This is a genomic window from Streptomyces sp. cf386, assembly GCF_900103585.1.
In the GTDB taxonomy this organism is placed as follows: domain Bacteria; phylum Actinomycetota; class Actinomycetes; order Streptomycetales; family Streptomycetaceae; genus Streptomyces.
On the sequence record NZ_FNHV01000010.1, the window covers coordinates 100,012 to 116,318 of the forward strand.

Here is a 16,307-nt window from a genome sequence, read left to right on the forward strand (position 1 = left end):
GCAAACAGGACGTAGTACGACAATCTGACCGAGGCTGGGTGCGGTGTCCCGCGAACCGCTCCCGGAGGTCCACGTGCCGCGTCAGTTCCCCCTGCTCCCCGGCAAGGGTCGGCTGCGGGAGTGGCCTCGACTGCGCGGTGTCGCCGCTGTGTTCACCACGATGTCCGCGCTCGCCGCGACCTCCCTGATCGCGGACCCCTCGGTCGCCGAACCGTTCGACACGTCGGCCTGCGCCCTCGAACGCACCGGGGCGCACCACTCCGAAGGCCTGAACACCTGGAACGCCGCCTATCCGCGCCCGACCCGCGAGCTCGACGCCGTCATGATCTTCCTGTCCTTCCCGGACGCGGTCCCCCGCACGACACCCGCCGAACTGACGGCCGACCACTTCCCGGCCACCACCCACTTCTTCGAACGCGCCTCCTACGGCAGATTCACCCTGCGCCCGCATCCGCTCCGGCACTGGCTCCGGATGCCGCGGCCGTCGACCGCGTACGCCATACAGCGTGACTGGAGCGTGGACGACCGGGCCGCCTATCTGCGCGACGCGCTCGCCGCGGCGGACCGGGAGGTGGACTTCTCCCGCTACGACGTCGTCTACTTCGTCGCCGATCCCGACGCGCCCGGCGTCGACTCGGACGCCACGAAGGTCGTCAACCTGGACACCCCGTTGCACGCCGACGGCGCCGACATCCGGCGAGTCGTCACGGTGTTCGAGAACCATCCGCCGGACCGCCTGGTCCTCGCACACGAGACCGGCCACGTCTTCGACCTGCCCGACCTCTACCACCGCCCGGTGGACGGCAAGGGCGACTGGGACACCTACGTCGGCGACTGGGACCTGATGGGCAGCCAGTTCGGGATGGCTCCGGACCTGTTCGGCTGGCACAAGTGGAAGCTGGGGTGGCTGGAGCCGCGCCAGGTGATGTGCGTGCAGGCGGCGAGGGCCTCGGGCGCGCGGCTGACGCTGGAGCCGCTGGCCGTGGGGCGCGGCGTTCCGGTGCAGCCGGGAGCGGCCGGGGCGCCCGGCGCCGTCGGCTCGTTCGGGGCGCCCGGCACGGCCGGCGCCGTACCGGGCTTCGGGCTGGGCAACGGCATCAAGCTCGCCGTCGTCCGCACCGGCCCCGAGAGCGCCCTCGCCTTCGAGGTGCGCGGCCCGGCGGGCAACGACACGCAGGCCTGCCGACAGGGCGTGCTGGTGTACCGGGTGCGCAGCCAGACCGAGTCCGGCGGCGGTCCGGTCGAGGTGATCGACGCCCACCCGCGCACCGAGGCCTGCTGGGAGCAGTCGGTGTATCCGCCACTCGCGGACGCGCCGGTCGGGGTGGGCGAGAGCTTCACGGTGCCGGGGGAGGGCGTGCGGGTGGAGGTGGAGGGGCGTACGGCTTCGGGGGCGTGGACGGTGAAGATCGCACCGGCGCGCGGCGCTCGCGGCGGGTAGGGGGCGTGCGGGTGGCGGGGCGCCGGGGCGGGCGGGCGTACGCCGCTCGCGGCCGGTGGTGGTGGGCGTGCACCGGGCGCATGCGAAAAGCCCCTCGCTTCCGCGAGGGGCTTTCACTGTCGTGCGCCGCCAGGGACTCGAACCCCGGACCCGCTGATTAAGAGTCAGCTGCTCTAACCAACTGAGCTAGCGGCGCCTGCTGACGTCGTAGACCTTAGCATCCTGGTCGGCGTGGGGAAAAATCGAAATCCGCACGGCCGCGCGGGCCGCCCGTACGGCCGCCCAGAGCAGTACCTCCGGACCCGGTAACCAGGGATTACGGGTGTCCGGGGCGACCAGCCAGCGGGTCCCGGAGGGGGCCGGGGATGCCGCATAGGTGTCCGCCGGCGCCGGGACCGTCACCGCGTCGCCGGTGCCGTGGCAGAGCAGCGGCGGAATGCCGTCCGTGCGGCTGAACTCCTCCCAGCGCAGCAGCGAGGGCAGCCGCTGGGCGGTGCCCGGAGCGGCGAACATCAGGATCCGCCCCCGGAAGGCGGCCACAGGGCCCGTCCCCGGGCCCTCGTCCCACAGCCGGTCGAGCATGCGGCGCCCGAAGATCGCGGGGGTGTTGACGACGTCGAAGGCCGAGCCGCAGGGCAGCACCACCGGCGCGTGCGGACGTTCCGCCCAGAGGGCGAGCATGCTGCGCGGATACGATCCTGCGGACGCGAGCCAGGCGGCTCCGTCGGGGGTGACTCCGGTGACTCCGGTAACCCCGGTGGTTTCGGTGACTCCGGAGGCGTCGACGCAGGCGTCGGATCGGTTGGCGAAGAGTTCGGTGAAGAGGTCGTCCCGTGTGCGGCTCATGACGGATACATCTACCGACGGTGAGGGTCTGGTTTCCGAGGGTTGCCGAAAAGTCGGACAGGGGGCGTGAGGAGCGGGTATCTTGCCCGCCTGGCATATGCCGTGGGGGTGATCACAGGGATGGTCACAGGGTTGGTCACACAGGGTCGACGTGCCCTGGCCCCTCGACCCCGCGCATCAGATCCCGGCCGAACTCCACCATCTTCTTCGCGTAGTCCTCGGTCCACTCGGCCTGTGCCGCGATGTCGGCGGGCGTCAGCCGGTCGAACCGCCGGGGGTCCGCCAGCTGGGCCGCCGCGATGGCCTGGAACTCAACCGCGCGATCCGTGGCCGCCCGGAAGGCCTGCGTCAGCTCGGTCGCCCGCGCCAGCAGCGCGCGGGGGTCGTCGATCGACTCCAGATCGAAGAAGTGCTCCGGGTCGGAGGCCACCTCCGCGGGCTCGAAGAGCAGGGGCGCGGGGCGTAGCCGCGATTCGTTCCGACGCGGCGTGGGCTCCGCCATGCTGTCTCCTCCTCGTACGTAACCGGTCCACCGTCCATTGTCCCGCGCCCGCGCAAGTAGGCGTGTGACGCAGGTCAATGGGGCTCTCTCAACGGGGCCGCCACCCCACCCGATGCTCGGCGAGCCGCGCCAGCACCGCGTGATTCGCCTCCCACCCGTCAGGAAACTTCACCACCGTCCCCAGCTGCACCGGCTCCGTCGACGGATAGTCGTCCAGCAACTCGCTCACCCCGGCCCGGCACACCACGATGCAGGCGTGGCGGTGGCGGGAGGCGAGGACGCACAGGCGGCCCGTCTCCAGGTGGAAGGCGGTGGCGTCGGGGCGGCCGGAGAGGGGGTGCAGGACCACGGTCACGTCGTACTCGCGGCCCTGGAGGCGGTTCGCGGTGTCCACGGTGACGTCCGTCACGCCCAGCTCGGCCAGTGCCGCCCGGACCGCCGCCGCCTGGTCCCGGTGCGCCGTGCCGACCGCGATCCGGTCGGCGGTCAGGGGCGCGGGATCCGGTGAGCGCTCCGACGTCGCCGCGCCGCCCCGGTCCAGGAGGCGCCGTACGACCGCCGCGACCGCCCGTACCGCCTCGGGGTCCGTGCGCGGGGTGTGCCGGGCGGGCAGCTCCAGCAAACCCCAGCCCGACTCCGCCGCCTCGTCGATCACCCGGTCGGGGCCCGAGCCGTCCGACGGGACCGCGAAGGACAGGTGACGGTCGCCGTGGTCCGTGCCGCTGCGGAACGGCGTGTACGGGTAGAAGGCGTCGGAGACGAGGGGCGCAGCGGACGCGGGCAGGCGCCAGGAGACCGGCAGGCGGTGCTGCGGGAGGGTCGGATTGTGGGCCAGAAGGGTGGTGACGGCGGACGCCGACGGGTCGTACGACAGGCCCGCCCACTGCTCGCTGCCGACGATCGCGAAGGGGTCCAGCTGGCCCGGGTCGCCGACGAACAGCGCCCGTTCGAAGAGGCCGGCCACCGCGAGCAGGGAGTCCGAGCGCATCTGGTACGCCTCGTCGACGATCGCGTGCCGCCAGGGCTCGTCGACCTTGACGTGCCCCCACTTGGCCGCCGTGGAGATGACGACCGCGAGCCCGCCCAGCTCAGCCGCCTTCGCCGACTTGCGTACGTTCGGCAGGTCGTCCAGCGCCTTGTCGTACGGGTCGGCGTCGCTGCTGTGCAGACGGCCCACCGGCAGCTCGGGGTTCCTCTCGGCGAGCCTCAGCACCAGGTCGTCGACCTGGGCGTTGGTCTGCGCGACGACCATCAGCGGGCGCCCGGCATCGGCGAGTTCCAGGGCCGCGCGGACGACGAGCGTGGACTTGCCGGCGCCGGGCGGGGAGTCGACGACGACACCGCGCGCGGTGCCGTGCAGGGTGTCGTGCAGGATCGCGTCGGTGGCCTCGGTCGCCGCGGTACCGGGGTCGAACACGGCGGTCACAGCACATCCTCCTCGGTCAGAGCGTCGGCGGCCTCGGACACCTGCTCGCCGGGCGGCCCGCCGTGCGTCCACGGCGTCTCCTCCGGGTCGGGCAGCTTGGCGCCGCCCCGCTGCTCGTGCTCGAACAGCGTGAAACAGACCAGGTCGCCCTTCTCCGGCACGGATCCTTCCTCCGGCTCCTTGCCGCGGCCCATCTTGTCCAGAACCCGCAGCACCAGCAGCGCTCCGCCGTCCTCACCGCCACCGCCACCGTCACCGGCACCGTCTTCGTCGGGGGACTCCTCGTACCCGACGAACTCCGCCGACTGCGGCTTCCCGCCCAGCGACCGGAACACCTTGGCCCGCTCGCCCAGATGTGGCCGGTCGTCGGTGCGGACGGTGACCAGCGGGCGCGGGCTCGGCCGCTTGCCCTCGCTGTACGCCATCACCACCTCGGTGACCTCGCCCGCGAAGGCCTCCCCGGCCAGCCGCCGCCCCGCCATCACCAGCGGATCGTCGAGTGCTTCCTGCGCCTCCAGCCGCGCCTGTTCCCGCTCGCGCGCGGCGAGCTTGTTGGCGGCGGTGACCGCGTCGTCGCGGCGCGGCTGCGGGGGTTCACCGGCGAGGACGCGGTCGCGGTGGGCGGTGAACGACCAGCGGTCCCGGGTCCACCGCTCCTCGACCCGGCCGGCCTCGGGCAGCTCCCGCAGCAGGTCGAGGCCCCGCCATACCGCGTCCCAGGTGGGCCGGGTCCGGCTCTCGACGAGGGCACGGATCTCCCGCTCGGCGGCGGTGAGGCCACCGAGCCGGTCGTCGGCCTCCAGCCCGTCCTCGGCGGCAGCGAGGGCGGTACGCGCGCGGTCGTAGCGCTCGATGGCGGGGGCGAGCAGCTTGTTGTCGAACGCCGGGTCGGTGGCGGGACCGGCGGGCGGACACAGCAACTGGCCCTTACCGTCCCGCGCGAGCTCCGCCCGTAGCGCCGCCTCGGCACCCGTCTCGCCCTCCGGCGGGGCGATCCAGGACAGCAGCGCGCCCAGGTGCTGGTCCTCCAGAGTGGACTGGCCGGTCGTCCAGTGCCGGGCCAATACGTCCGTCATGGCCGGCAGCAGCGAGGAGCCGGGCACCCGGGCCCGCTCACCGAAATGGGTCAGCCAGCGGCCGAGCAACGGCACGCGCGGGGGTGCGGGGTAGGGGGTCTCCGGGTCCTGCTCCGCCGTGCGCCTGAAGCGCATGGAGCGGCCGAGAAGCCGTACGAAATCGATGCCCGCGCGGCTCGGCACGATCAACTGCGGCGCGTCCGCGCACAGTTCGACCTCGACCTTGACCCGCTTGCCGGTCTCGGGGTCGGTCTCGTTGCGCTCGGCGGCCTCCACCTTCTCGGCGTATGTGTCGATGTACGGCAGCACGATGTCCGCCAGCTCGGACAGGAACGCGAACCTGAGGTCCCGGTCGCGCGGCTGCGGTACGACCAGCAGGTGCGGGGCATCCCGGTCGGTGCCGATCAGCGCGCCGAGCGGGGCGCCGGCCTCGCCGGCGGTGGTGAGGGGCACGAAGACCAGGGGGCGGTCGGACAGTCGTCGGTGGCGGACGGTGGCGGCGGGCTGGGCGCGGCCGGTGCTGACGGCTTCGAGGCGGGCGAGGGTGGCGATCAGTGACACGCGGCCACCGCCTCCTGGCAGAGGGGCAGGGTGTCCCGACCGGGATCCCGGGTTCCCCGGCCGAGGGCCTCGGCGCGCAGCCGCGCCGCCCTGCGCAGGGCGGCCACCGCCGGATCGTCCGGGTCGCCGGTCTCGCCGCGGGCCGCCGACAGCACGTCCTCGACGGTCGTCAGACCGCCCAGCTCGGCCCGTACCGAACGGCCCAGCGACGTCACCGCGCCGGACGCGCGCGAGCTGGCCCGGCAGTGGAAGGCCAGCTCGCAGGCGGACAGGCACTCGGGCGCGTACGTCGCCGGGACCGACTCGACGGCGGCCGTGAGGTCGGCCGCGGGCAGCTCTGGGGAGAAGCAGGTCCCGGTGGGGAGCGTGTCGGCGATGTCCTCGATGCGGGTGAGGCGGGCCAGCTGGCGGGCGGTCACCGCGCGCTGCTTGCGGACGTCGACGGCCGAGGCGGTGGGGAGGTTGGAGAAGTCCTTGGGGCAGACGAGGAGGACGCGGTGGCGCACGCGCGGGGCGGGGTCGAGCCGGGCGGCGATCTGCTCCAGCGCCAGCACGTACACCGCCGCCTGCCTGGCGGCCGCGCCCACCTTCGCCGGGTCCGCCGAGCCGTCCAGCATCGGGAAGGACTTGATCTCGACGACCGTCCAGCTGCCGTCCGGGTGCACGACGACCGCGTCCGGCTCCAGGAAGGCGGGCGAGCCGGCCACGTCCAGCGCGAGCATCGGATGGTCGAGCAGGGTCCACTCGCCGCTCGCCTCGGCGGCCTCGCGCAGCGCCAGTGCCGTACGGGCCGTCCGCCCCTCGGGGCCGGTCGCCGCCAGCTCGGGCACGCGCGCGTGGGCGGGCGGTTCGGCGCTGCGGTCCAGCCTCTCGTGCACCAGGCGCAGCAGCTCCGCGCCGCCGTCCGCCTTGACCTTGGCCTCGAAGGCGTTCCCGCGTGTGAGGGCGAACTGCGACTGCCCGAACGCCGACGGCGAGCCCAGCGCGCTCGCCAGCGCCGCCTTGTTCACCCCGGCGCCGTCCAGGATCGCGCGCCGCTTGCAGCCGGGGTTGGCGGCGAGGGCGGCCAGGGCGCGCGCGTCCAGTGCCTTGGCCGGTACGTCGGGGCCGCGCAGCTCAGCGAGCCGGTGCCGGAGCGCCGTCCCCCGCGTCCTGGGGAGAGGCACTCGGCTCGGCTCCGGATCCGAACCGGGACTCGCGCTGCCGTGGAATTCGCTCACCCGCGGAAGTCTGGCATCCGCCACTGACATTTGAGGAAGACGTGGTGCCGGAGCCCACCGGGACGGGGTCGCCGGAGCCGACCGTGACCGTGTCACGCGGGCCCTGCGCGACGCTGGTGACCGTCGCGGCCGTCGTGACGGTCGCGGCGCTCGCGACCCGCGCTCCGAACCGCGCCCGCGCCTGGTCCATGGTCCGCGTGACATACGGCGCCAGCAGCAGCCCGACGCCCATCACGGCCGCGCCCGCGAGTGCGTCGAGGAAGTAGTGGTTGGCGGTGCCCATCACCACGATCGTGGTGATCAGCGGGTAGGCGACCGCGGCCACCTTCGTGAGGCGCGTCCCGCCGAACCGCCACAGGATCACGCCGCACCACAGTGCCCAGCCGACGTGCAGGCTCGGCATGGCCGCGTACTGGTTCGTCATGCCGCCGAGGCCCTTGGGCGCGCTCGCCGCGCCGCCCCACCAGCCGTAGGAGCTGTACTGGGCCATCGTGTCCACGAAGCCGTGGCTCGCGTCGAGCAGCCGGGGCGGGCAGGTGGGCAGCAGGGTGAAGCCGATCAGGCCTATGAAGGTCGACGTCATCAGCCAGGTGCGGGCCGCGCGGTAGTGCACGGTGCGCGATCTGAAGAGCCAGACCAGGAGCACGGGCGTGATGAGGTAGTGCAGCGACGCGTACCAGAAGTCGGCCGGGACGCCGAGCCAGGGCTCGCGGGTGAAGAGGCGGTTGAGAGGGTGCTCCGCGTTGAGGTAGAGGGCCTTCTCGATGTCCAGGATCGCCAGCCCGTGGTCCACGGCGTGGCTGACGTCGCCGCGAGCGAGAAGCCGCCCCGCCGAATAGCAGGCGTAGACCAGCAATATCAGCGGCAGCTCGGTCCACCAGCGCAGGCGGGTCCGCGGCGTCGCCTCCACGCCAGCTGTCTCGGCGTGTGGCATCCGATCGCCTCCCCCATCTCTTCGCGGCGCCCGGTCGACCGGTCGTACCACTTTACGGTGTATGCGCGCGCCCCCTTCGGGCGGCCCTGGCCCTCAAGACGCGTAGATCGCCCGCTGGGTTGCCCCCGGACAGCGTGCGCGATGATGGAGGGGTTCCGCCTCTCATTTCTCCCGGAAGGCCCCTTCCATGGCACCGCGCATCCTGCTGGCCCGGCACGGACAGACCGCATGGTCGCTGTCCGGCAAGCACACGGGCAGGACGGATGTGCCGCTCCTGGAGGAGGGCCGCAGGGGCGCGAAGCTCCTCGGCGAACGGCTGCACAGGGCGCCGTACGACGGGCTGGCGGGGGTCGAGGTGCGCACCAGCCCTCTCTCCCGCGCGCGTGAGACGTGCGAACTCGCCGGTTTCGGCGAACGCGCGCGTGCCTGGGACACGCTCATGGAATGGGACTACGGCGCCTACGAGGGCATGACCCCGGCGGACATCCAGGCCGTCCGGCCCGGCTGGCTCATCTGGCGTGACGGCGTGCCCGAGGGCGAGACCCTGTCCGAGATGACGGCGCGGGCCGACGAGGTGGTGGCGTGGGCGCGCGAGACGGACCGGGATGTGCTGGTCTTCGCGCACGGGCACATACTGCGGTCCATAGGCGCGCGCTGGCTGGGCCTCCCACTCGACTTCGCGGCCCGCATCCGCCTGAACCCGACGTCACTGTCGGTGCTGGGGTGGGCGTACGGGGAACCGGCGATCGAGAGCTGGAACGACCTGGGGCACCTGGCGGCCTAGCTGTCGGCCGGGCCGTACCGGTCACGCCATTCGCGGCGCCGCGGCATGCCGCTCCAAGAACGCCGACACCCCGCTCGCCCGCCGGTGCGGCAACAGCACCCGCGCCGTCCCCGCCAGCATCGTCTGCACCCGCGAGGACTGCACCTGGTCCAGCAGATCGAGCACCCGCATCCCGGCCGCCGCCGCCTCGTCAGGGCGTCCGCCGCGCGCCAGGTCGTCCGCCAGTTCCGCCGTGTACAGCGCGATGTTGCGGGTGAAGTGCGGATCCTGCAGCTGTGCCGCCCGCTCGGCGTGCCGTGCCGCCCGCCGCCAGTTGCCCAGCGTCGACCAGCACTGCGCTTCCAGGACCTCCAGCTCGGCCTCGCCGTAGAAGGTCATCCACTCGGGGTCGGAGTCCGAGCGGCCCCGCGCGAAGAGGGCATGCGCGCGGGCGAGGGCCTGTGCGCAGCCGGTGGGGTCGGCGAGCCCCGCCCAGCCGCCCGCCTCGCGCAGGGCGAGCAGGGACATCAGGCGGGAGGAGCCCAGGGGCCGCGCGACGCGTTGCGCGGCCTGCGCCGCCCGCACGGCCTCACGGGGCCGGCCCGCGTCCCGCGCGAGGAAGGACGTATTGCAGAAGGCGTGCGCCTCCAGGGCCGGGTCCCCGGCCATCCGGGCCGTCGCCAGCGCCTCCGCGTAGTGCGAGCGTGCGTCGTCGAACCGTCCCGAGTCGTGCGCCAGCCATCCCACCGAGATGGCCAGTTCACCCGCGCCCGAGTGGAGCCGGTCGCCGGTCGCCTGCCGGGTCGTACCGGCGTCGAGCAGGGCGTAGGCGGCGCGCAGCGGGGTGGCCGCCCGCCGGTAGAGGCCGTCGGCGCCGTGCCGGTCGTCGAGCAGCCGGATACGGCGTACGGCTTCCTCGAGCGCGTCCGCCTCGCGTCCCCCGACACGTCGGACGGGACGCTCCTCGGCCGCGGCGTCGAAGGCGAGCCCCAGGGGGCTCAGCGAGGCGGCGGCCACTGTGGCGCCCCCGCAGTTCATGAATGCGCGACGCAGCACGTCGCTCTCCTCGTGGATCTCGTGGTTCTGGTGGTTCTGCTGTGCGCCGTACGGGTCGTGGGGGTCGTACGGGTCCTGAGGGTTCAGCGGGTCATACGGCTCGTGGCCCCCGCACGTCTCACTCAAGGCGCGCGCCGGGATCGTGGTGTGAGGGAGGAGCGCGTCCTCGTCGGTGTGCGCCCGGCGTCCGCGTACGAACGAGCGGGGCGCGAAGCCGAGGTCGGTGAGCGTGCGGCCGGGGAACATGTGCAGGAACACCCGTTCGTACGCGTAGTTGGGGCAGCGGATCTCGCCGGCCTCGACCCGCCCGACATACCGCGCGTCACAGCTGACCCGCTCGCCGATCTCGCGGGCGGCCCGTCGCACCGCGGCGGCGAACTCGGCCGGCGAGCGCTGTCCGCGCAACTGCCGGAACGCGAGATTCGGCCGCGGTGGCATGGGGTGCTGGGACGAAGTCAGCTCTGACGACGCCATGGCCGGGTCCTCTCGTGCGAACCGTCGAACCATGCCGGAGCGAGGACGAGTTGACCGAAAAATCCGTCTGGTGCCCTTGTCTCCGGCGGGCAAGAACGTACCTGCTGTATCGGACCCGCCACGCAGGGTTTGGCTACAAACCGGATATCTCATACGTGATCTGCCATGAACTGCCATCCTTTGCGGCGGACTTCCGCCGTAGCCGTTGACGCCGCCCCGCGTTGAACTCTTCGAACTGCAAAAGGGGTTCCGTGGTGGAGGTCGGGATGGAGACCAGCCAGAGCATCGTTCCTTGTACGCCGATGACCACGGCGGGGCATGCGCCGACCGCGGAGTGCAGCGAGCCGCCGGGCGCGGGCTGCGACGTGGTCACCGTTCCGGCGCGACAGGGGCTGGAGGCGGTCGACATCCTGCGCCGCGGGGCCGGGGAGGGCGACGGGGTGGGTCCCGTCCTGCACGACGACGGTGGCGACACACTCGGCTTCGTGGTCCCGCCGGGCACGGCTGCCGCCTGGGACATGCCGGGCAGCACCTGCACGGAGACCGAGGGTCGGGGGCTGCGTCTCAACCTGGACCCCGAGCCGCCGGTCGAGGGCTCGGACTGGCTGCTGCCGCCCGGCGAGGCGGACCTGGCGACGGATCCCGCCGCGCTGCGGGCGGCGCTGGGGGAAGCGGCGCGGTTGATCGAGGCGGCGGACAACTGTCGGTGACCCGTGGTCGCCGATGCGGACGGGTGGGAGTGCCCGTATCCCCTGATAATGGCCTCGTGGGAAAGTCCAGGAACCCCCGGCGCTCCGGCGCGGATCTCGCCTCCGTCGTCGAGACTGTCGACGGCGGGCTCGCCGAACTCATACCCGACCGGGACCGTGCGCGGGCCTGGACGCTGCTCATCGACGGGGCGCCGCAGTCGCACGTCGACCTGGACGACCCGTCCTATCTGTCCTTCGAGTACCAGCGCCGTATCGGTCACGTCATCGACCTCGTGGCCTCGCCCGGCAAACCCGTACAGGCCGTGCATCTCGGCGGTGGCGCCCTCACCCTCGCACGCTACGTCGCCGCCAGCCGTCCCCGCTCCACCCAGCAGGTCGTCGAGCGCGACGCTGCTCTCGTCCAACTGGTCCGCCGTGAGTTGCCGTTGGACCGGAACGCTCGCGTCCGGGTGCGGTCCCTCGACGCGCGTGAAGGGCTGGCCAAGGTGCCCGACGGCTGGGCCGACCTCGTCATCGCCGACGTCTTCAGCGGAGCCCGCACCCCGGCCCACCTCACCTCGACCGAGTTCCTCGACGAAGTCCGCCGGGCGCTGAGACCCGGTGGCTGGTACGCCGCCAATCTCGCCGACGGGCCGCCGCTCGCGCATCTACGCGGCCAGATCGCCACCGCCGCCGCCCGGTTCGCTGAGCTGGCCCTGGTCGCCGACCCGACCGTGCTGCGCGGCAAGCGCTTCGGCAACGCCGTCCTCGTCGCCGCCGACCACGCGCTCCCGGTCGCCGAGCTGACTCGCCGCGCCGCCTCGGATCCACACCCGGGCCGGGTCGAACACGGCCGGTCCCTCACCGACTTCACCGGCGGTGTCGTACCGGTCACGGACGCTGCGGCGGTCGCCTCACCCGCACCGCCGCCTTCGGTCTTCCGGTAGTTCGGCGTCCGTCGAGTGCGTCAGTAGTTCCCGATCTCCACCCGCGGCGGCCCGTCGTGCCAGGTGCAGAACACCGACACCCGGTCCGCGCCCGCGCTGAACTCCACCCGGATCCATGTCTCGGTCTTCCACACCTGCATCGACCAGCCCGAGCCCGGGGTGGCCGAGACGAGGGTCGCGGAGGTCTCGCCGATGTCGAAGACCGCCCGGCCGCCGTCGGTGTCGTAGCTCTTGACCTGGCCGGAGGTGGTGGACGTGGGGCCGGGGCTCTGTGCCGGCGGCTTCGAGGGGGTGGGCGTGCGGGGTGTCCCGGTCGGCTTCGGAGTGGGGTCCGAGGAGTTCGAGGGGCTCTTCGACGGCGTCGGCCGGTTCGTCGACGACGCCAGCGGCTTCGATTCCTGGGTGGTCGCGTCGGCCGCCGTGATGGGCAGGGCGCGCGGGCGGTCGTACACCGTGCCCGCCATCACCGTGTGGACACCCCACCACGACAGCGTGACCGCCGCGCCCGTGGCGAGCGACCAAGCCAGTACGTGTACGAGTCCTCTGCGCATCGCGGGCCATACTGCCTCACGCGTCGCAGCGGTGTCGCGCCGTTGCCCACAGGCCCTAGTTGTCCACAGGCGCGGAGTTGTCCACAGGCCCGGACCGGGCTCGCTCGCATGGCGTACGGTGCGGCGCATGGCAAGTGTGCTCGTGGTCGAGGACGACCAGTTCGTACGCTCGGCGCTGATCCGGCACCTGACCGACGCCACCCACACGGTGCGCAGCGTCGGGACGGCGCTGGAGGCGCTGCGCGAGGTCGCCCATTTCCGTTTCGACGTGGTGATCCTGGACCTCGGTCTGCCCGACCTGGACGGCTCCGAGGCCCTGAAGATGCTGCGCGGCATCACCGACGTGCCGGTGATCATCGCCACCGCGCGGGACGACGAGACGGAGATCGTCCGGCTGCTGAACGCCGGGGCGGACGACTACCTGACCAAGCCGTTTTCGGTCGAGCACCTGTCGGCCCGGATGGCCGCCGTCCTGCGCCGCGCCCGGTCGGGCAGTGCGGAGGCCGCCCCGTCGAGCGTGCTGAGCGTCGGCGGCCTGACCGTCGACCCGCTGCGCCGCCAGGCCGAGCTGGACGGGGTACCTCTGGACCTCACCCGCCGCGAGTTCGACCTGCTCGCCTTCCTGGCCGGGCGGCCCGGGGTCGTCGTTCCGCGCAAAGAACTGCTCGCCGAGGTGTGGCAGCAGTCGTACGGCGATGACCAGACCATCGACGTCCATCTGTCCTGGCTGCGCCGGAAACTGGGCGAAACGGCCGCCAACCCCCGCTATCTGCACACCCTGCGGGGCGTCGGCGTGAAGCTGGAGCCGCCGCGATGAGGTGGGCACTGGTCAAGGTCTGTCTCGCGGTCACCGCCATGGTCGTGGTCGCCTTCGCCGTTCCGCTCGGGCTCGTCATCAGGGAGATGGCCCGCGACCGCGCCTTCTCCAACGCCGAGCGGGAGGCCGCGGCCGTCGCCCCCGCGCTGTCCATCACCACCGACCGGGACCAGCTGGAGCGGGTCGTCGCCTCGGCCGGGTCGGACGCGGGCATGGCCGTGCACATACCGGCGTCCGGTGACACGGCCGCCGTCGACCTCGGCCGGCAGCGCGCCGCCGCCGCGGACATCGCGACCGTACGGCGGCTGGGCCGCGCCTCGACCACCGAGGTGCCCGGCGGGTCCACGCTGCTCCAGCCGGTCGCGCTGAGCTCGGGTGAGATCGCCGTCGTCGAGGTGTACGTCCCCGAGGCGGAGGTCACCAACGGCCTCACCACCGCCTGGGCGGTGCTCGCCGGGGTCGGCCTCGCGCTGATCGTCGGGTCGGTGGCGGTCGCCGACCGGCTGGGCGTGCGGATGGTGCGGCCCGCGCAGCGCCTCGTGGAGGGCGCGCACGAGCTGGGCGAGGGCAAGCTGGGCGCCCGGGTGCCCGAGGAGGGGCCGACCGAACTGCGGCTGGCGGCGGTCGCGTTCAACTCGATGGCCGACCAGGTCGTCCAACTCCTCGCGAACGAACGCGAGTTGGCGGCCGACCTGTCCCATCGCCTGCGTACCCCGCTGACCGTGCTGCGGCTCAACGCGGCCTCGCTCGGGGACGGTCCGGCCGCCGAGCAGACCAGGGCAGCCGTGGCCCAGCTGGAGCGCGAGGTCGACACGATCATACGTACGGCCCGGGACGCCAAGCCGCAGACGGTGGCGGCGGGGCCGGGCGCCGGGTGCGACGCGGCCGAGGTGGTCCGCGAGCGCATGGCGTTCTGGTCGGCGCTGGCGGAGGACGAGGGCCGCAAGGTGCGGGTGGCCGGCGTGGAGCGCCCGGTGCGGATACCCGTGGCCCGGGCGGATCTGGCGGCCGCGCTGGACGCCCTGCTCGGCAATGTCTTCCGGCACACGCCCGAGCGCACGGCGTTCGCGGTCGACGTGCACAACGGCGAGGACGCGGTGATCGTGCTCGTCTCGGACGCGGGGCCCGGCATATCCGACCCCGAGGCGGCGATGGCGCGCGGGCGCGGTTCGGGCAGCGCCGGGTCGACCGGGCTCGGGCTGGACATCGTGCGGCGCCTCGCCGAGTCGACCGGCGGTGACGTGCGGATCGGGTCGTCGGTGCTGGGCGGAACCGAGGTGCGGATCTGGATCCAGCTGGACGGGAGAGAGCCGGTGCGCCGGGGGCATCGGGGGGCGGTGCGACGCCGACGGCCCGGCAAATTGGTCTCGACCTTTAACCGGCCCCGATCCCTTCCTTAAGAGCGCCCTAAGGTCCTCAACCCCCGTCCGGATCAGGAATTTTGCCCGTTTCTGAATCGCTAGCGTGCTGCCGCACCCACCCCCGCGAACCCCGCGAACCCGTGAACAGTGAGGCAGGCACGTGATGAGTACCCACCGGCGCAAGGTCAGTGGCAGGAACAAGGCGATAGGCGGCGTGGTCGCCGCGGCCGTGGTCGGCGGCGGCGCGATCCTGTTCACCGGCACTGCCCAGGCTGCCGGAGTCGGGGCGGCGTACACGAAGACCAGTGACTGGTCGACGGGGTACACCGCGCAGTACGTCGTCACGAACACCAGCGGTCAGACGGACCAGGACTGGACGCTGGAGTTCGACCTGCCGTCGGGCACGAAGCTCAGCTCGCTGTGGAACGCCGAGTCGAGCGTGCGCGGGCAGCACGTCACCGTGACGCCGCCGAAGTGGGACACAGACGGACTGGCGGCCGGCGAGTCGGTGACGGTCGGCTTCGTGGCCAACGGCACGGGCGCGCCCACGGGTTGCCTCATCGACGACGCGAAGTGCTCCACGGACGACAGCGCGACGCCGGAGCCGAGCGGTCGCCCGACGCAGTCACCGACGCCTACGGCGACTCCCACGGCTGCTCCGAAACCGTCCTCCACCCCGACCCAGAGCCCGACCCCCACCGCCAAGCCCTCGGAGACCCCCGGCACCGGAACGGGTGCCACCGCCGGCTTCGCCCCGTACATCGACACGTCCCTCTACCCGGCCTTCGACCTGCTGGCGAGCGCGCAGGCGACGGGCGTCAAGGACTACAACCTCGCCTTCGTCACCGACGGCGGGGGCTGCACCCCGAAGTGGGGCGGCGTCACGGACCTCGGCAGCGACGCGGTGGCCGCGCAGATCGGTGACCTGCGGGCGAAGGGCGGCGACGTCCGCGTCTCCTTCGGCGGCGCGGCCGGCAGCGAGCTGGCGACGACCTGCTCCTCGGCGGACGCGCTGGCGGCGGCGTACACCAAGGTCGTGGACGCGTACAAGCTGACCAAGGTCGACTTCGACGTCGAGGGCGGCGCACTGCCGGACAAGGCGGCCAACACCCGCCGCGCCCAGGCGATCGCCAAGCTCCAGAAGGCCCACCCCGACCTGGACGTCTCCTTCACCCTCCCCGTCATGCCGGAAGGCCTGACCCAGCCGGGCGTCGACCTCCTCGCCGACGCCAAGCAGAACGGCGTGAAGATCGACACCGTCAACATCATGGCGATGGACTACGGCCCCGCGTACAGCGGCGACATGGGCACCTATGCCGAACAGGCGGCCACCGCCACCCAGGCCCAGGTCAAGAGCGTGCTCGGCCTCTCCGACAGCGCCGCCTGGAAGACGGTCGCCGTCACCCCGATGATCGGCGTCAACGACGTCACCACCGAGATCTTCAAGGTCGACGACGCCACCCAGCTGGTGAACTTCGCCAAGTCCAAGGGCCTCGGCTGGCTGTCGATGTGGTCGGCGACCCGCGACAAGCAGTGCCCCGGAGGCGAGAAGCCGGCCGCGGACGCGACGTGCAGCTCGATCCTCCAGGAGAAGTTCGCGTTCTCGAAGGCGTTCGCGGCCTACGGCAAGTAAGGCCGAACCG

General features: G+C 72.7%; 15 protein-coding genes and 1 tRNA gene. 7 read left to right on the plus strand and 9 right to left on the minus strand.

Annotated features, from left to right (window positions below; genetic code table 11):
- The first annotated feature begins 43 nt into the window (after positions 1-43).
- Positions 44-1,441 (plus strand): M6 family metalloprotease domain-containing protein, encoded by a 1,398-nt coding sequence (locus BLU79_RS25555; RefSeq protein ID WP_093908234.1) that lies wholly within the window; start codon positions 44-46, stop codon positions 1,439-1,441.
- Positions 1,442-1,563: 122 nt separating this feature from the next.
- Here BLU79_RS25555 and BLU79_RS25560 read toward each other — a convergent pair.
- From BLU79_RS25560 to BLU79_RS25590, 7 genes are all read right to left on the minus strand, one after another.
- Positions 1,564-1,637, minus strand: a tRNA-Lys gene (locus BLU79_RS25560).
- Complete coding sequence (locus tag BLU79_RS25565; protein ID WP_093908235.1) at positions 1,628-2,287, minus strand: bifunctional DNA primase/polymerase; 660 nt, start codon at positions 2,285-2,287, stop codon at positions 1,628-1,630. The genes BLU79_RS25560 and BLU79_RS25565 overlap by 10 nt, the downstream gene beginning before the upstream one ends.
- A 136-nt stretch (positions 2,288-2,423) precedes the next feature.
- Entirely contained in the window at positions 2,424-2,789 is a 366-nt protein-coding gene (locus BLU79_RS25570) for a hypothetical protein (RefSeq protein WP_093908236.1), read from the minus strand.
- Positions 2,790-2,877: 88 nt separating this feature from the next.
- Positions 2,878-4,215: an AAA domain-containing protein gene (locus BLU79_RS25575; protein ID WP_093908237.1), complete on the minus strand. Its 1,338-nt coding sequence runs from the start codon at positions 4,213-4,215 to the stop codon at positions 2,878-2,880.
- Positions 4,212-5,852 carry a hypothetical protein gene (locus tag BLU79_RS25580; protein ID WP_093908238.1) on the minus strand — a complete coding sequence of 547 codons (1,641 nt, stop codon included), beginning with the start codon at positions 5,850-5,852 and terminating at the stop codon, positions 4,212-4,214. Before BLU79_RS25580 ends, BLU79_RS25575 begins: the two co-directional genes overlap by 4 nt.
- The gene (locus tag BLU79_RS25585; RefSeq protein ID WP_093908239.1) at positions 5,843-7,018 is read right to left on the minus strand and encodes a hypothetical protein; all 1,176 of its coding nucleotides are present in this window, start codon (positions 7,016-7,018) and stop codon (positions 5,843-5,845) included. The genes BLU79_RS25580 and BLU79_RS25585 overlap by 10 nt, the downstream gene beginning before the upstream one ends.
- Complete coding sequence (locus tag BLU79_RS25590) at positions 6,969-8,006, minus strand: phosphatase PAP2 family protein (protein WP_093908240.1); 1,038 nt, start codon at positions 8,004-8,006, stop codon at positions 6,969-6,971. Before BLU79_RS25590 ends, BLU79_RS25585 begins: the two co-directional genes overlap by 50 nt.
- 187 nt (positions 8,007-8,193) lie before the next feature.
- Here BLU79_RS25590 and BLU79_RS25595 point away from each other — a divergent pair, with 187 nt between their 5' ends.
- A complete protein-coding gene (locus BLU79_RS25595) occupies positions 8,194-8,790 on the plus strand; it encodes a histidine phosphatase family protein (RefSeq protein WP_093908241.1) in 597 nt (198 codons plus the stop codon).
- 21 nt (positions 8,791-8,811) lie between these two features.
- On the opposite strand, the gene BLU79_RS25600 is transcribed toward BLU79_RS25595, so the two are convergent.
- Positions 8,812-10,299, minus strand: coding sequence for an NsdA family TPR-like regulatory protein (locus BLU79_RS25600; protein WP_093908242.1), 1,488 nt, complete (start codon positions 10,297-10,299; stop codon positions 8,812-8,814).
- A 266-nt stretch (positions 10,300-10,565) separates the two neighbouring features.
- Here BLU79_RS25600 and BLU79_RS25605 point away from each other — a divergent pair, with 266 nt between their 5' ends.
- Together BLU79_RS25605 and BLU79_RS25610 are read left to right on the plus strand one after the other, a co-directional pair.
- Positions 10,566-11,009: a hypothetical protein gene (locus BLU79_RS25605; protein ID WP_177001174.1), complete on the plus strand. Its 444-nt coding sequence runs from the start codon at positions 10,566-10,568 to the stop codon at positions 11,007-11,009.
- A gap of 56 nt (positions 11,010-11,065) precedes the next feature.
- The gene (locus BLU79_RS25610; RefSeq protein ID WP_093908244.1) at positions 11,066-11,935 is read left to right on the plus strand and encodes a spermidine synthase; all 870 of its coding nucleotides are present in this window, start codon (positions 11,066-11,068) and stop codon (positions 11,933-11,935) included.
- Positions 11,936-11,955: 20 nt separating this feature from the next.
- Here the strand turns inward: BLU79_RS25610 and BLU79_RS25615 are convergent, their stop codons facing one another.
- Positions 11,956-12,486, minus strand: a complete 531-nt coding sequence (locus tag BLU79_RS25615) for a hypothetical protein (protein WP_093908245.1) — start codon at positions 12,484-12,486, stop codon at positions 11,956-11,958.
- Positions 12,487-12,613: 127 nt separating this feature from the next.
- Here BLU79_RS25615 and BLU79_RS25620 point away from each other — a divergent pair, with 127 nt between their 5' ends.
- The 3 genes from BLU79_RS25620 (at position 12,614) to BLU79_RS25630 (ending at position 16,297) form a co-directional block, all read left to right on the plus strand.
- Entirely contained in the window at positions 12,614-13,303 is a 690-nt protein-coding gene (locus BLU79_RS25620; RefSeq protein ID WP_177001175.1) for a response regulator transcription factor, read from the plus strand.
- Positions 13,300-14,703 (plus strand): HAMP domain-containing sensor histidine kinase, encoded by a 1,404-nt coding sequence (locus BLU79_RS25625; RefSeq protein WP_093908247.1) that lies wholly within the window; start codon positions 13,300-13,302, stop codon positions 14,701-14,703. The genes BLU79_RS25620 and BLU79_RS25625 overlap by 4 nt, the downstream gene beginning before the upstream one ends.
- A 124-nt stretch (positions 14,704-14,827) precedes the next feature.
- Positions 14,828-16,297, plus strand: coding sequence for a glycoside hydrolase family 18 protein (locus BLU79_RS25630; RefSeq protein ID WP_093908248.1), 1,470 nt, complete (start codon positions 14,828-14,830; stop codon positions 16,295-16,297).
- The last annotated feature ends 10 nt before the right edge of the window (positions 16,298-16,307 follow it).

Excerpts from the sequence above, each read along its gene's own strand:
- BLU79_RS25620 (WP_177001175.1), top strand. The coding sequence starts at position 12,614 with ATGGCAAGTGTGCTCGTGGTCGAGGACGACCAGTTCGTACGCTCGGCG.
- BLU79_RS25615 (WP_093908245.1), bottom strand. The coding sequence starts at position 12,486 with ATGCGCAGAGGACTCGTACACGTACTGGCTTGGTCGCTCGCCACGGGC.
- BLU79_RS25625 (WP_093908247.1), top strand. The coding sequence starts at position 13,300 with ATGAGGTGGGCACTGGTCAAGGTCTGTCTCGCGGTCACCGCCATGGTC.
- BLU79_RS25570 (WP_093908236.1), bottom strand. The coding sequence starts at position 2,789 with ATGGCGGAGCCCACGCCGCGTCGGAACGAATCGCGGCTACGCCCCGCG.
- BLU79_RS25605 (WP_177001174.1), top strand. The coding sequence starts at position 10,566 with ATGGAGACCAGCCAGAGCATCGTTCCTTGTACGCCGATGACCACGGCG.
- BLU79_RS25630 (WP_093908248.1), top strand. The coding sequence starts at position 14,828 with ATGAGTACCCACCGGCGCAAGGTCAGTGGCAGGAACAAGGCGATAGGC.
- BLU79_RS25590 (WP_093908240.1), bottom strand. The coding sequence starts at position 8,006 with ATGCCACACGCCGAGACAGCTGGCGTGGAGGCGACGCCGCGGACCCGC.
- BLU79_RS25595 (WP_093908241.1), top strand. The coding sequence starts at position 8,194 with ATGGCACCGCGCATCCTGCTGGCCCGGCACGGACAGACCGCATGGTCG.
- BLU79_RS25600 (WP_093908242.1), bottom strand. The coding sequence starts at position 10,299 with ATGGCGTCGTCAGAGCTGACTTCGTCCCAGCACCCCATGCCACCGCGG.
- BLU79_RS25565 (WP_093908235.1), bottom strand. The coding sequence starts at position 2,287 with ATGAGCCGCACACGGGACGACCTCTTCACCGAACTCTTCGCCAACCGA.